The organism is Hymenobacter koreensis, assembly GCF_039541855.1.
GTDB classification, from domain to species: domain Bacteria; phylum Bacteroidota; class Bacteroidia; order Cytophagales; family Hymenobacteraceae; genus Solirubrum; species Solirubrum koreensis.
The window spans coordinates 332,920-346,486 of record NZ_BAABHA010000015.1 but is presented as its reverse complement, the minus strand read 5'-3'; the positions used below and the strand labels follow the sequence as shown (position 1 = coordinate 346,486).

Annotated in this window: 12 protein-coding genes; 8 read left to right on the top strand and 4 right to left on the bottom strand. The window is 58.2% G+C overall.

What is annotated here, in order from left to right:
- The first annotated feature begins 420 nt into the window (after positions 1-420).
- The 4 genes from ABD903_RS20265 (at position 421) to ABD903_RS20250 (ending at position 3,930) form a co-directional block, all read left to right on the top strand.
- Entirely contained in the window at positions 421-1,740 is a 1,320-nt protein-coding gene (locus tag ABD903_RS20265; RefSeq protein ID WP_345227204.1) for a DUF349 domain-containing protein, read from the top strand.
- 118 nt (positions 1,741-1,858) lie between these two features.
- Positions 1,859-2,080 carry a DUF2795 domain-containing protein gene (locus tag ABD903_RS20260; protein WP_022821757.1) on the top strand — a complete coding sequence of 74 codons (222 nt, stop codon included), beginning with the start codon at positions 1,859-1,861 and terminating at the stop codon, positions 2,078-2,080.
- A 70-nt stretch (positions 2,081-2,150) separates the two neighbouring features.
- Positions 2,151-2,936 (top strand): ABC transporter ATP-binding protein, encoded by a 786-nt coding sequence (locus ABD903_RS20255; RefSeq protein ID WP_345227202.1) that lies wholly within the window; start codon positions 2,151-2,153, stop codon positions 2,934-2,936.
- A 163-nt stretch (positions 2,937-3,099) separates the two neighbouring features.
- On the top strand, positions 3,100-3,930 hold the full coding sequence (locus ABD903_RS20250) for a hypothetical protein (protein ID WP_345227201.1): 831 nt from the start codon (positions 3,100-3,102) through the stop codon (positions 3,928-3,930).
- 18 nt (positions 3,931-3,948) lie between these two features.
- On the opposite strand, the gene ABD903_RS20245 is transcribed toward ABD903_RS20250, so the two are convergent.
- The 4 genes from ABD903_RS20245 to ABD903_RS20230 form a co-directional block, all read right to left on the bottom strand.
- On the bottom strand, positions 3,949-5,124 hold the full coding sequence (locus tag ABD903_RS20245) for a lycopene cyclase family protein (RefSeq protein WP_345227199.1): 1,176 nt from the start codon (positions 5,122-5,124) through the stop codon (positions 3,949-3,951).
- A 68-nt stretch (positions 5,125-5,192) separates the two neighbouring features.
- Positions 5,193-5,840 (bottom strand): RBBP9/YdeN family alpha/beta hydrolase, encoded by a 648-nt coding sequence (locus ABD903_RS20240; RefSeq protein WP_345227197.1) that lies wholly within the window; start codon positions 5,838-5,840, stop codon positions 5,193-5,195.
- Between the two features lie 362 nt (positions 5,841-6,202).
- Positions 6,203-7,072 (bottom strand): LOG family protein, encoded by an 870-nt coding sequence (locus ABD903_RS20235; RefSeq protein WP_345227195.1) that lies wholly within the window; start codon positions 7,070-7,072, stop codon positions 6,203-6,205.
- 244 nt (positions 7,073-7,316) lie between these two features.
- Positions 7,317-8,585 carry an ABC transporter permease gene (locus ABD903_RS20230; RefSeq protein ID WP_345227193.1) on the bottom strand — a complete coding sequence of 423 codons (1,269 nt, stop codon included), beginning with the start codon at positions 8,583-8,585 and terminating at the stop codon, positions 7,317-7,319.
- A 208-nt stretch (positions 8,586-8,793) separates the two neighbouring features.
- Between ABD903_RS20230 and queA the strand changes: the two genes are divergently transcribed.
- From queA to ABD903_RS20210, 4 genes are all read left to right on the top strand, one after another.
- Positions 8,794-9,846 (top strand): tRNA preQ1(34) S-adenosylmethionine ribosyltransferase-isomerase QueA, encoded by a 1,053-nt coding sequence (gene queA, locus ABD903_RS20225; RefSeq protein WP_345227192.1) that lies wholly within the window; start codon positions 8,794-8,796, stop codon positions 9,844-9,846.
- A gap of 115 nt (positions 9,847-9,961) precedes the next feature.
- Positions 9,962-10,642 carry a 2-C-methyl-D-erythritol 4-phosphate cytidylyltransferase gene (locus ABD903_RS20220; protein ID WP_345227190.1) on the top strand — a complete coding sequence of 227 codons (681 nt, stop codon included), beginning with the start codon at positions 9,962-9,964 and terminating at the stop codon, positions 10,640-10,642.
- Between the two features lie 81 nt (positions 10,643-10,723).
- Entirely contained in the window at positions 10,724-11,512 is a 789-nt protein-coding gene (locus ABD903_RS20215; protein ID WP_345227188.1) for an enoyl-CoA hydratase-related protein, read from the top strand.
- A gap of 226 nt (positions 11,513-11,738) precedes the next feature.
- A complete protein-coding gene (locus ABD903_RS20210) occupies positions 11,739-13,469 on the top strand; it encodes a DUF1800 domain-containing protein (RefSeq protein ID WP_345227186.1) in 1,731 nt (576 codons plus the stop codon).
- Positions 13,470-13,567 lie beyond the last annotated feature (98 nt).

The following is a 13,567-nucleotide window of genomic DNA, read 5'->3' as shown; positions in this document are numbered from 1 at the left end:
ATTTACCAGCACGTCATGTCGAGCGCAGCCGAGACATCTCGCCGGATAGTAAAATCACTCCCTCACATCAGCACGCGAGATGTCTCGGCTGCGCTCGACATAACGGTCCAAGTAAACAACGGCGCGGCCGGCCAACCACCCCAGCGGCGAGTAAGCTCGCCGCATCTTCTCCTTGGCTAACGCCTTCCTTCGGTTGAAAAAGAAGGAAGTTTGTTCGGCTTGCAAAGCTACTTGCCTCGCGCTACAGTACCTTGCCCCGGCCGAGGTCAACCTTTGCCCGTTTGCCTACGTTCGGGCTAATCGACCTAGGACGGCCGGATTTTCCGTTGCTTCTTTGGAAAACCCAAAAGCCGTACATTCGTCCGTTTCCGCGCTCCGCCTTTCTCCGCTCACATTTCTATTTCCGCCGCTACTATCTCTATGGAACAGCAAGAGCACCTGCTGAACCAGGCCCGCCAGTTTGGCTACATCGAAGACACCCAGGTTTGGCTGAAGCCGTTCATGGAATTGCCCGCTCGCCAAGTGGGTCAAGTCAAAGATACCCCGGAGGCTGCCCTCGTTTATTTCGCCCAACGTTTCGAAGCTTTCCGCGCCAAGGTCGACGATCTGCTGGCCCGCATTGACGAATCCGAGAACAAAGGTTCGTTTCTGATGAAAGCCCTGCACCTGAAGGAGCAGATTGCCTCGTTCGATGGCCTAGGCGACTTCACGGCCCTGCACAACCGCCTCACCGAGGCCGAGGAAAGCATCCGCAACCTGGTGGCCCGCAACCGCGAGAAAAACCTGGCCACCAAAATCAGCATTATCGAGGAGGCCGAGGCCCTCAGCCAGACTATTGATTGGCAGGCCGGCGCCGATCAGCTCAAGGAACTGCGCCAGGCCTGGATTAAAACAGGCCCGGTGAACAAGGAACTGACTGACGAAATGGAGCAGCGCTTCCAGGCCGCCGTCGACTTGTTCTTTACCCGCCGCAAGGCATTCCAGGCCGATAAAAAGGCCATGACCAACCGCTCCCTCGACAAATACAAAGCGCTGATTCAGCGTTCCGAGGCGCTGCAAAACTCCGAAGACTGGGAAAACACCACCCAGAAACTCAAAGTGCTGCAGCAGGAGTGGAAAGACATTGGCGGCTCGTTGCCGCGCAAGCAGGCCAACGAGCTGTGGACGCGCTTCCGCGCTGCCCATAACCGTTTCTTCGACCGCCTGAAGGACCACATCAGCAGCAAGCGCGTGGAGGCCAAGGACACGTACATGGACGACAACCTGTCGCGCAAGCGGGCCCTTGTGGACGAGGCCACCGCCCTGCTCGAGCGGCCCATGCACGAGGCCGTGAGCCGCGCCAAGGAGCTGCAGGCCGCTTGGAAAAAGGTGGGCCCGGTGCGCGGCCCCGAGTCGGATCAGGTGTGGGAAGCCTTCCTGAGCGCCTGCGACAAGGTGTTCGAGCTCAGCGCCTTGGAACACTACGTGCGCAAACGTCTGCCCGTAGACGGTCCAAAACCGTCGGATCAGGAACAGCTTACCCTGCGCCTTACTGCCCTCAAGGAATTCATTAAGTTCGACCGGCAAGAGCAGGCCGTGCTGGAGGAAAACCTAGGAAAACTCTCGGATGCACCGGCTAACGAAGCCTTCCGCAACATGCTGCAAAGCAAAATCCGCACGTTTGAGCGGAAAATCCGAACAAAAAACGACCTGATGGAATTGGTGAAGCGGCGCTATGCGGGCGCAACCAACATTTCCTGATATTTTACGTTGTCGGGGACACCGTGCGTTCCTGACACGCTGACAACGCCGCCGCACACGGCCGCATTTTTGCTTTTCGCAAGCCTCTTCATTTACCCACTTTTTTCGTTTACCCGATATGTACTGGACCCTGGAACTCGCCTCGTACCTGGAAGATGCTCCCTGGCCCGCCACCAAGGACGAGCTGATCGACTACTCGATCCGCTCGGGCGCCCCGATGGAAGTAGTAGAAAACTTGCAGGCCCTCGAAGACGATGGCCAGCCCTACGAGAGCATCGAGGAAGTGTGGCCGGACTACCCAACCAAGGAGGACTTCATGTTCAACGAGGACGAATACTAAAACTGGTTGCCGTTTTTTAGTTGTCAGTTATCGGTTTGAGAGCCGCCAAAGCTCTTGGGCCGCGCACCGAATGTCTGCTTCCACGCACCACAACTATCAACTGGCAACTGACAACACTTCGGCCACGCTCAGCGTGGACAATCTGGTTGCGGGGTATGAACAGCGTGTTCTGCTCCGCAACCTTTTTTTGCGCCTGACCGAGCCGGCTTTTGTGGCCATTGTGGGTCACAACGGTGCCGGCAAAACCACGCTGTTTCGGGTGCTTACGGGGCAGTTGTCCTATCAGGGCCACATTGAGCTGAACGGGCAGGACCTGCGCCGCCTCGGCACCGGCACCGCCAATGGCCTGCTGGCTCATTTGCCTCAGCGCAACAGCGTTACGTTTCCCATTCAGGTACGCGAGCTGGTGGTTATGGGCCGCTTCCGTCACCGCCGCAGCTTTATGGCCGGCTATTCCCCCACCGATTACGCCCTGGCCGACGACGCCCTGGCCCAGGTGGGCGCCACGCACCTCGCCCACCGCGACTTCCCGCAGCTCTCGGGCGGCGAGCAGCAACTGGTGTGGCTGGCCCAGCTCCTGCTGCAGGACGCCGCCCTCTGGCTGCTCGACGAGCCCACCCAGCAGCTCGACGTGTATTACCGCCGCCGCGTGTTCGGGCTGCTGGAAGACTGGGTGCACACCCGCGGCAAAATCATCCTCTGCATCACTCACGACCTTGACCAGCTGCCCCACCTGCCGGGCTATTTGCTGAACCTTTCAGCCCCCACTCCGCACCTGGAGCCGCTCAACGAGACCAGTGTAACCGCCGCCCGCCTGTGGCTGGAAAACGAAGCCTCGTTGCCGGTGCACGGTTAAGCACAAGCGCTATTACCCGAAACATTCCAACGGCCTAGTGGTAGCTTGTTATACATTCGCCCCTGACGTGGCTAGCGTCAATGTGCCGCCTACTTAAGCGGCGAAAAAGCCACCGGTGCGTAGAAGCCGTCAGAACCTTCACTCCTGCCAACCCATTCGCTCTATGCGCCCGCCCTGCTCCCGCTTTCTGCTGACTTTCTCGCTCCCCGTCGTGCTGCTGACCGGCGCCGGCGGCTGCTCTACTACCAAGCCAACCGGCACGGCTGCGACTACCGCTACCAGCGGCTACCCGGCTGCCGAGGGTTTTGATCAAGCCAACTCCGATGCCCGCGCTATTGCCCTGGCCGACAAAGTGATGGAGCAGATGGGTGGCTACCAGGCCTGGCAGGGCACCCGTTTGTTGGGCTGGGACTTCCTCGATGGCTCCTACCAACTTTGGGACAAGCAAACCGGCGACTTCCGCTGGCAGAAAGGCGACTTGGTGGGCATTTACAACCTGAATACCAAGCAGGGCCGCGCTTACAAGGCCGGAGAAGACATTTCGGCTACGCCCGATGGGGAAAAGTTGCTGAGCCGCATGTACCCCATTTGGGTGAACAACTCGTGGTGGCTGCTCATGCCCTTCAAGCTCAAAGACTCGGGCGTTACGCTCACCTACAAAGGCACCGGCACGCTCATGGACGGAACCACCCCGGCCGAGGTGCTGCACATGACCTTCAAGAACGTGGGCGTGACACCCGACAACCGCTACGAGGTTTTGGTAAATCCGAAGACCAACCTGGTGGAAGAATGGGCCTACTTCCCTAAAGCCACCGATGCGCAACCGGCTTTCCGCCGCCGCTGGGCTGAGTACCGCCGCTACGGCAACATTATGCTCGCCTCCGACCGCTCCGACGGCAAAGACGCACGCCGCATCGACAACATTGCCGCCCTTGCAACCGTGCCTGCCGGCCTGATGGACAGCAAAACGCCGGTGCAAAAGCTGCAGAACTGAGGCTTTGCCCGCCCCGCTTTAATCAGGAAGCCGTTGCCCGGGCCGGCCGCGCAGCACGTGAACAATGGACTGCATAAACGGGCCCGGCGTCACGGAATTCATGATGCGCAGGTTGCCCGGCCAAGTGGTACGCTCGTCCAGGAAATCGAAAATGTGTTCCACGGAGTTGTTCGCAAACAGCTCCGTGAAAATGCCGCTAGTGGTTTCGCCTTGGCGCTGCATGATATCGAGCAGCAGGGTATCGAACAGGCGAAACTGCCATTGGTCGCCGGTGAGGTTAGCTGGCGGCTCCCCCGTACTGGCTAATGCTGCCGTGAGGCGGGCGGCATGTTGCTGCATGCGCAGGAAAGCATAGCCGGTGCTGGCCTTCACGCGCCCGGCACGGGTACCCAGGTGAATGATACGGGCACCGGTACGGTCAGCAAAGGGCTGGTCGGTCATGGGAATGGCGCTTTGCTCCACTTCGGTAATGCGGTACGGGCGGCCGCCCAATAGCTCCGCTAGGTACTGGCGCAGGGCCGCTTCGTACTCTTCCGTGGCCAGTAGCTTGCCCGAAAACAGTGTGTACTCTACCAACGCCCGCCGTTTGGTGAAGGGCAGCACGTACATAAACCGACATTCCTGCTGCTGCGGCACCCGAAAGTCCATGAACACCGGCGTATCGGCATCGAAAGCATCGTACTCGGTTTCTACTTCCCAGCCCACAAAGTGCTGCCAGAGGTAACGGTAGCGCACATCGTACAGGAGTTTCGGCGGGCGGCTATCGAAGGCGTAGCGGGCGGTAAACTCGCCTTGGGGAGTGCGTGCTACCACGCCATTGGTGGTGTTTTCGAGTGCATCAACGGTGGTAGGCACCCACGTAAACTGCTCGGGCCGGGCAGCCAGAGCCTCGCGCACAAAGCGGTAAAAATCGATGCCCCGAATGGTGCAGTAACGGTGCCGCTGCAGGGGCCGCACCACATCCAGTTCGGGGCTGCGGAAAGCCAGCTGCCGCCACTCGCGGGCCACCACCGAATCGAACAGTGTGGGCGTATCCGTCCAGAACGACCACGTCCGGTCGTTCTGATCTTTGGGCTCGGGCTCCAGCAGCAGCACGCGCTTGTTCCGCAGCCGGGGCTCCTGGCTGATATGGTAAGCAAAGCTTAGCCCGGCAGCGCCGCCGCCTGCCAAAATATAATCGAAATCGAAAGTCACAGCTACAAAAGAACACCGCCGGCCCGAATGTTCGGGCCGGCGGTGTTTTGGGCAGTGAATTAGGGGTGCTAGGACCGCGGAGCCCGAACCGAAACCGGCGCGGTACCATTAAAGGCGCCAGCCAGGTCCCGAATAGCGTCGCGTACGTCCAGGTCTAGCGACTTGCTGAAATGCTGCCGACCGGGCAAGATGTTTACACTGGCGTGCATGCGTTCCAGCCACAGCTTCTGGTTTTGCTGATAGCCGGTGGTGTAGGGGTCATCGTCGGATAGCAGTACCGTAAGCTTGTCTTCCGGAATCAGGCGTCGGGCGCCCTCGTAGTCAATGGGCGCATCCATCCAGTTCAGAATATCCTGCCAGGGGTTGTCAATCAGAAACCAGCCAGCCACGCACAATACCCCACCTACGCGAGCCTGAGGCTCCTGCTTGGCTACCTCGGCAAGGTGGTGCAAAATGGCCAAGCACCCTACGCTGTGCCCCACCAAATAGGTTTCTTCGTTTAGTATGCGTTCGGCCGGCAGCAACTCGGCGAGGTAGTCAACGGCGTTGCCTATCACGGGTACATCCCAGGCGGGCATGTTCAGCGGACTAACAACGTAGCGGCAGTTGTCTTCGGCCGCAATTTCTTCGAGCTGAACTTTCAGCCACGGATACCAGTCGCTGCAGCTGTTACCGCCCCAACGGGGCACCACGTACACGTGTTTAACGGGGAGCATGCTAAGAAGTATGAAACGGTAGAATTGGACACCAGCGCAGCAATGCGCCATGATTTTAGGCCGCTATATAACTGAATGGAAAGCAAGCGAGCAACTGATTCCAGAAATGGGTCGCATTCCAAGAATGAGAACACCCCATTGTGCGCTCAATCACATTGATCTTCTGTCAGATGCACGCGAGACGATTCTTCCAACGATTGTTTGGGGTATATGTGTTTGGGTGTATCGGATATGAAATAGGCACCTCCCAGCCACGTGTTCAGAACTACTGACAAAAGCCAAGTCAGAGAAGTATACAAACAAAAAATCGGCGGACGCAGCCGAGCCGCATCCGCCGATTAAGTGTATTCCTTTCGCGCCGCTTAGAAGTTGGGCGAGAGCAAGTACTTGTGGTAGAAGTCGTCGATGATCTTCACGGCTTCGGCCGCGTCGTCCACGATTTGCACCAGTTGCATGTCTTCGGCCGAGATGTTGTGCTCCTCGTGCAGCATCACGTCCTCGATCCACTGGAACAAGCCTTTCCAGTACGCCGAGCCCACCAGCACGATGGGGAAGCGCCCAATTTTGCGGGTCTGGATCAGGGTAATGGCTTCGAACAGTTCGTCGAGGGTGCCGAAGCCGCCGGGCATACCAATGAAGCCCTGGGCGTACTTCACGAACATCACCTTGCGCACGAAGAAGTAATCGAAGTTGATAACCTTATCGGGGTCGATATAGATGTTGTGCGTCTGCTCGAAAGGCAATTCGATGTTCAAGCCCACCGACTTGCCGCCCTCGGAGCGGGCGCCTTTGTTACCGGCTTCCATAATGCCGGGGCCGCCGCCCGTAATTACGCCGTAGCCGTGGCGTACCAGCTTGGCCGCAATTTCTTCGGCCATTTGGTAGTAGGGGTTATCGGGCTTGGTGCGCGCCGAGCCGAAGATGGACACGCAAGGGCCGATTTTGGACATCTTTTCGAAGCCCTCCACAAACTCGGCCATTACCTTGAAGATCTGCCAGGAGTCGGCAATCTTAATCTCGTTCCAGTCCTTATCGACAAACGCCTTGCGAATGCGCTGCTCGTCTTCCAACTCGCCGGTAGGCGTGGTGTTGGCGCCGGCTTGCTCGCGCAGCTCGGTAATGGAGGTAACCTTGTTATCGTTAACGTCGGGCTGCACGATGGTGCGGCCGCTGCCGGCGTTGTGGGCTTCTTCCTGAAGCTTGGTCTTGCTGGTTTTGTTGAGTTTGGTCATGCTTGACTACGTAGACAGGTCCGCCAGGAGGCTGAGCTACCGCACAATGTCGAGCGCGGCGGACCGGGTGAAGGGTAAAAGGGGAAAGAGAAGGGCAAAAGAAAAGCCGCTCCGCCAACGGGCGGAGCGACCAAAAGTACGGACCCGCAATTTAACGATTTATTAACATTGCCCTAGTGCATGTAGCTAAATTGTTATCCGGGCGCCGCCGGGCCACCACGCAGGTCTGCCGCAAAGCCCGAGCTTACTTAGCGCGAATGGCAATAACGGGGTCGAGGTTGGAGGCCAGCACGGCGGGAATAATCCCCGACAGAATCCCAATAACTACCGACACGCTCAGGCCCAGCACGATGCGGTTCATCGTCATGAAGATCTTGAGCGCGTCTTGCGGGATGAGTGTTACCAAGAACACCAAGAACAGACCTGCCAAGCCCCCAATGAGACAGAGAAAAATGGCCTCGAACAGAAACTGGAACAGAATGAAGTAGTTTTTAGCCCCTAGGGACTTTTGAATGCCGATGATGTTGGTGCGCTCCTTTACCGACACGAACATGATGTTGGCAATGCCGAAGCCACCCACCAGAATGGCAAACGAGCCGATAACGGCGCCAGCAAATCCAATGATGCCGAACAGCTTGGAAATGGCATCGGCCAGCATTTCGGGCCGGTTCAGGGCAAAGTTGTCTTCCTCCCGCGGCTTCAGGCCCCGAATGTTGCGCATGGCACCGCGTATTTCCGCCTCCACGTTCAGCATGCCGGGGTCTTCGGCCTCGGGCTTGCCCTTGATGCCCAGCATCAGCTGGGCGCCGCCGAAACCGCTGGTGTTAAGGGCAAATATTTTCCGGAATGACTCCAGCGGAATCAGGCAATTGGTATCGTTGCTGGGGGTATCCAGCAGTTTTTTGCCTTCTTTCTGCATCACGCCCACAATCACGAATTTCTGTCCCCGGGTGCGAAACACCTTGCCCAGCGCCGAGCCATACGGGTACAAGTTGTGGGCAATGTCGTACCCCACCACGGCCACGTTAGTGCCGCCTTCCACCTCCTGGGGCAGGAAATAGCGGCCCTCGGCTACCGGAACTTCGGAGACTTTATTGTAGGAATAGGTTACGCCTTGCAGGGCAATACTTTCCACGCTGTTTGTGCCGGCCTTGAGGGTGTTGCCGCCCTGCGCGGCAAACGCGGCAATGCCGTTGTGGCTGTTTGCTGGCAACAGACGGTTCAGTTCGCGGTATTCCCGCAGAGTGGGCGTAGGGCGGTTAAAGTACTTCCACCAAGGCGAGTCAGGGGAGAAAATCCACGGCCACTTCTGCACGTAAATCACCTTGTCGCCCACAAAATTCATGCTTTGGCGGATGTTCGCTTCCAGCGAATCGACCACCGTAAACACGGCGATAATGGCGAAAATACCCACCGTTACGCCCAGCAGCGACAACACCGTGCGCAGCAAATTGGAGCGCAGGGCCTGCCACGCAAACCGAAAGCTTTCGAATACCAGGCGCAGCGTTTTCATTAGCAAAAATCAGGTTGTTAATCGATTCAAAAGCAGATGGATGGAGCAAGTGATGCTACAGTTAGCCAACTAACAATTTATCCCGTCCGTTTGTCCGGCCATTGAATTCCGGGCGAAAAGTAACGATATATCCGGGCGGACTGCGTACTTTTGCGACTCGAAATTTTTTAGTATTTACCCCAGGTCTTGCCTGCCCATCCCGACGGCCATGAAACTGTCCGAATTTAAGTTCGACCTGCCCGAAAGCCTGGTAGCCCAACACCCCGCTAAAAACCGCGACGAGTCGCGCTTGATGGTGTTGCACCGCGACAGTGGCCGCATCGAGCATCGCATGTTCAAAGATATCATCGAATACTTTGATGAAGGCGACGTACTCGTGGTAAACGACACGAAAGTGTTTCCGGCGCGGCTGTACGGCAACAAGGAAAAAACCGGTGCCAAAATCGAAGTATTCCTGCTACGCGAGCTGAACAAAGAGCTACACCTGTGGGACGTGCTGGTGGACCCGGCGCGTAAAATTCGCGTGGGCAACAAGCTGTACTTCGACGACGATGGTATTGTAGTAGCCGAGGTAATCGATAACACGACCTCGCGCGGCCGCACTATTAAGTTTCTGTACGACGGCCCCGACGAGGACTTCTACAAAGCCCTGCACGACTTGGGCGAAACGCCACTACCCCGCGAAGCCATTACCCGCGAGGCGGAGCCCGCCGATAAGGAACGTTACCAAACCATTTACGCCAAGCACACCGGTGCCGTGGCGGCTCCTTCGGCCGGCCTGCACTTCACCAAGGAGGTGATGAAGCGCCTCGAAATTAAGGGTGTAGACATGGCCGCGGTTACGCTGCACGTAGGCTTGGGCACCTTCCGCCCGGTAGACGTGGAGGACCTGACCAAGCACAAGATGGACTCGGAGAACTTCTCGGTGCCATCGGAAGCTGCTGCCGTGGTGAACCGTGCCCTCGACAACAAAAAGCGCGTGTGCGCCGTGGGTACTACCTCTATGCGCGCCATGGAGTCGTCGGTGTCGGCCAACGCCCGCCTGAAGCCCACCGAAGGCTGGACGGACAAGTTCATTTTCCCGCCCTTCGACTTTAAGATTGCCAACGCCTTGGTTACCAATTTCCACTTGCCGGAAAGCACCCTTATGATGCTGACCTCGGCTTTCGCCGGGCACGAGTTGCTGGTGGAAGCTTACAAGCTGGCCATTAAGGAGAAATACAAGTTCTTCAGCTACGGCGACGCCATGCTGATCCTCTAAAAGCACTGCGCTGAATTGCGCAGCACTTTCACACCGCAGCAGCCCGGTTACCTTTGGTGACCGGGCTGCTGCTTTTTCAGCAAGCCCTACCTGTTGCCTACTACTAGTAAGTACCATGTCGACCCACCGATTTGCCATTCTTGTTGCCGGGGGAAGCGGCACCCGTATGGGCGCCGATCAGCCCAAGCAGTTTCTGCCCTTGCTGGGCCAGCCGGTGCTGCTGCATACGCTGCGGCGCTTCGCCGAGCCGGCCTTGCAGGTAGAACGTATTGTGCTGGTGCTACCCGCCGATCAGCTGGCTACCTGGCAGCGGCTGTGTGCCGAACACGCGGTGGAAATTCCGCATACGGTAGTGGCTGGAGGAGCTTCGCGCTGGGCATCCGTACGCAAAGGACTGGCAGCCCTAATCGACACTTCCGAAGGTGTGGTGGCGGTGCACGACGGTGTACGGCCTCTGACTCCGTTTACGGTAATTCACAATACCTACGCAAAGGCGGAAGCGCACGGGGCGGCTATTGCGGCCGTGGTGCCCAAGGATTCCGTGCGGGGCTTATCCAAAGAGGGCTCTTACGCTTTGAACCGTTCGCGGCTGCGGCTGGTGCAAACGCCCCAGTGCTTTGAACTGAACTTGCTGCGTCGGGCCTACCAACTCCCCGAACTCCCAACTTTTACCGACGACGCCAGCGTGGTAGAAGATTTGCACCCCATACAGTTGGTGGAAGGCGACTACCGTAACCTCAAAATAACTACCCCCGAAGACTTGGTCTTGGCTGAGGCCCTGTTAAACGCTGGGTAAAATGTCCACCGCCGGCAGCGGAACGAGTGTACCAAGCCACATTTTGCCAACTTGCCAATCCGTACCATTTCCCAGAACCAGATGCCCGAATTCACCTGCCTGCTTTACGACGTGCGCCCCGACGGCGTGGCCACCATTACCCTCAACCGCCCCGACGTATTTAATGCCTTTAATGCCTCGCAGAGCTACGAGCTACAGGACGCTCTGAAGCAGGTGGCAAATGATGCGCAAGTACGCGCCGTGGTGCTAACGGGCGCGGGCAGGGCCTTCTGCTCAGGGCAGGACTTAAAGGATGCCAGCAGCGGCGAAAAGATTTCCTTTTACGATACCCTGCACCAGCGCTACAACCCCATTATCAGGGCCATGCGTGCCTTGCCCAAGCCCATTATCTGCCGCTTAAACGGAGTGGCGGCCGGAGCGGGCTGCTCCCTGGCCCTGGCCTGCGACGCCATCGTGGCGTCCACCGACGCGTCCCTCATTGAGGTATTCATCAATATCGGTTTGGTGCCCGACTCGGGCTCGTCGTACTTCCTGCCCCGGCTGGTTGGCTCGCTCAAGGCGTTCGAGCTGTGCGCCCTGGGCTCGAAAGTTTCCGCTGAGGAAGCGTTGCGCCTCGGGCTGGTAAGCCAGGTAGTAGCTCCCGAACAGCTTGATGAAGCAGCTTATAGTCTGGCTTCACGCTACGCATCAGCCCCCACCAAAGCCATTGGGCTGATCAAACAAATGTTGAATAAATCCGGGGCTTCTTCCCTCGATGAAATGCTCGATTACGAGGCCCTTTGCCAGCAGATTGCGGGGGATTCGGACGATTACCAGGAGGGCGTGAAGGCCTTTGGCGAAAAACGAAAACCCGTGTTTAAAGGCAAATAATCAACGATTTGACTTGCTAACGCGGCGTGCTACTCACGTAGAGTAGCACGCCGCGTTGTCGTTTTAGGCAGTCGTGGCCAAAAGCAAGCAGGAGTAATTATCGGAAAACGCATTAAACTTTTTTAATTATGATATATCTTAGGCACTGGCGCACAGACTCCTTTCGGCTGCGGCACCTCTTCTGCCTTCTATTTTCTCTACATCCCTTGGCCTCGGCGCGCTGCTTATGGACCGAAGAGCTTTTCTCCGAAAACCCGCCGCCGTACTGGTGGCGCCGGTAGCCGCTAAACCCACTCCGGCGCCCAGCGCGGCCGCGCCACTGGCCACAGACCCGCCGGAAACCGTAAGCCGCTACGCCAACACCAAGCTGCCCACTTTTTCCCGCACCAGCGCCGGCCTTAGTCCTTATACCGGGCCTTGGACCCGGGTGCAGGCGGCACATTTACTGCGGCGCTGTTTGTTTGGCCCGTCAAAGTCGGCTATTGCGGCAGCGGCGGGTGCCTCCCTCTCCCAGGTGCTCAATGCGCTGTTCACGGTACCCGCGGCGCCGGCGCCCCCGGTTAATGTTTCGGCTACCGACACGAGCGTGCCCATCGGACAAACCTGGACCACGCAGCCCTTCGATCAGACCTTCGAAAGCGCCCGGCGTTCCTCGTTGCGGGCGTGGTGGCTGGGGCAGGTACTTCAAGGCAGCACCCTTACCGAAAAGATGTGGGTGTTCTGGCACAACCACTTCGTTATCGAGTTTTCCGATATCAACGATGCCCGCTACGGCTACCAGTACGTGGCCCTGCTCCGGCAGCACGCCATGGGCAACATTAAGCAGCTGGCCAAAGACGTAACGGTGGCGCCCGCCATGCTACGGTACCTGAACGGCAACCAGAGCACGGCCACCGCCCCAAACGAAAACTACGGCCGCGAACTGCTGGAGCTTTTCACCGTGGGCAAAGGCCCGCAGATTGGCCCCGGCAACTACACGAACTACACCGAGGCCGATGTGCAGGCCGCCGCTAAATGCCTAACCGGATGGCGCGACAACGCAACGACCATCAGCGGCTACTTTACCGCCTCGCGCCACGATACCTCCACCAAAACCTTCAGCAGCGCCTTTCAGAACCGCACGCTGCCCAACACCGGCGACCAGGAATACAAGGCCTTGGTGGACTTGGTGTTCGACCAGGCTGAAACCGCCCGGTTTTTAGTGCGCAAGCTCTACCGCTGGCTGGTGTACTACGTCATCGACGCCGACGCCGAGCAGAATGTGATTCTGCCGCTGGCCCAGCAGCTGCAGCAAAACGGCTACAACGTGGCTCCCGTGCTGCGCACCCTGCTCAGCAGCGAGCATTTCTTCGATGCCGTGAACGTGGGCTGCTACATCAAAGGGCCGCTCGACTTCACGCTGGGCCTGTGCCGGCAGCTGGAAATTGCCATGCCGCCCGCCGCCAGCCCCGCCGTGCAGTACGGCATTTGGGACTACCTGAACAGCATCACCAACCTGCAGCAGCAAGTGCTGGGCGACCCGCCCAGCGTGGCCGGCTGGCCCGCCTACTACCAAACCCCGCAGTTTAACGAGCTGTGGATTAACGCCGTTACCTTGCCGCGCCGCAGCCAGTTTACCGATTTAATGGTGAGTACCAATGGCACCACCCGCAACGGCTTCCGGCTGGTAGTCGACCCCGTGACCTGGGTGGAAAGCCTGCCCGGCAGCGTGGCCTCCGAGCCCAACCTGCTCATTCAGGCCTTCGTGGAGGTGCTCATGCCTTTCCCGCTCACGGCCAGCCAGCTCGCGTTCCTGAACGACACGCTGCTGCCCGGTTTGCCCGACTTTGAGTGGACCACCGAGTGGCTGGATTACGTGGCCAACCCCACCAATACGGCCAAGAAGAACGCGGTAGCCACCAAGCTGCGCGCCCTGCTGCGAACCATGCTCAGCCAGGCCGAATATCATCTTAGTTGATGATTGAATGACTGAATGGTGGAATGACTGCCGAGAAGCAGCAGAGCGCCGAAAGGAAACGCCCGCACATGCTTCTTTAATCATTCATCAATTCGATC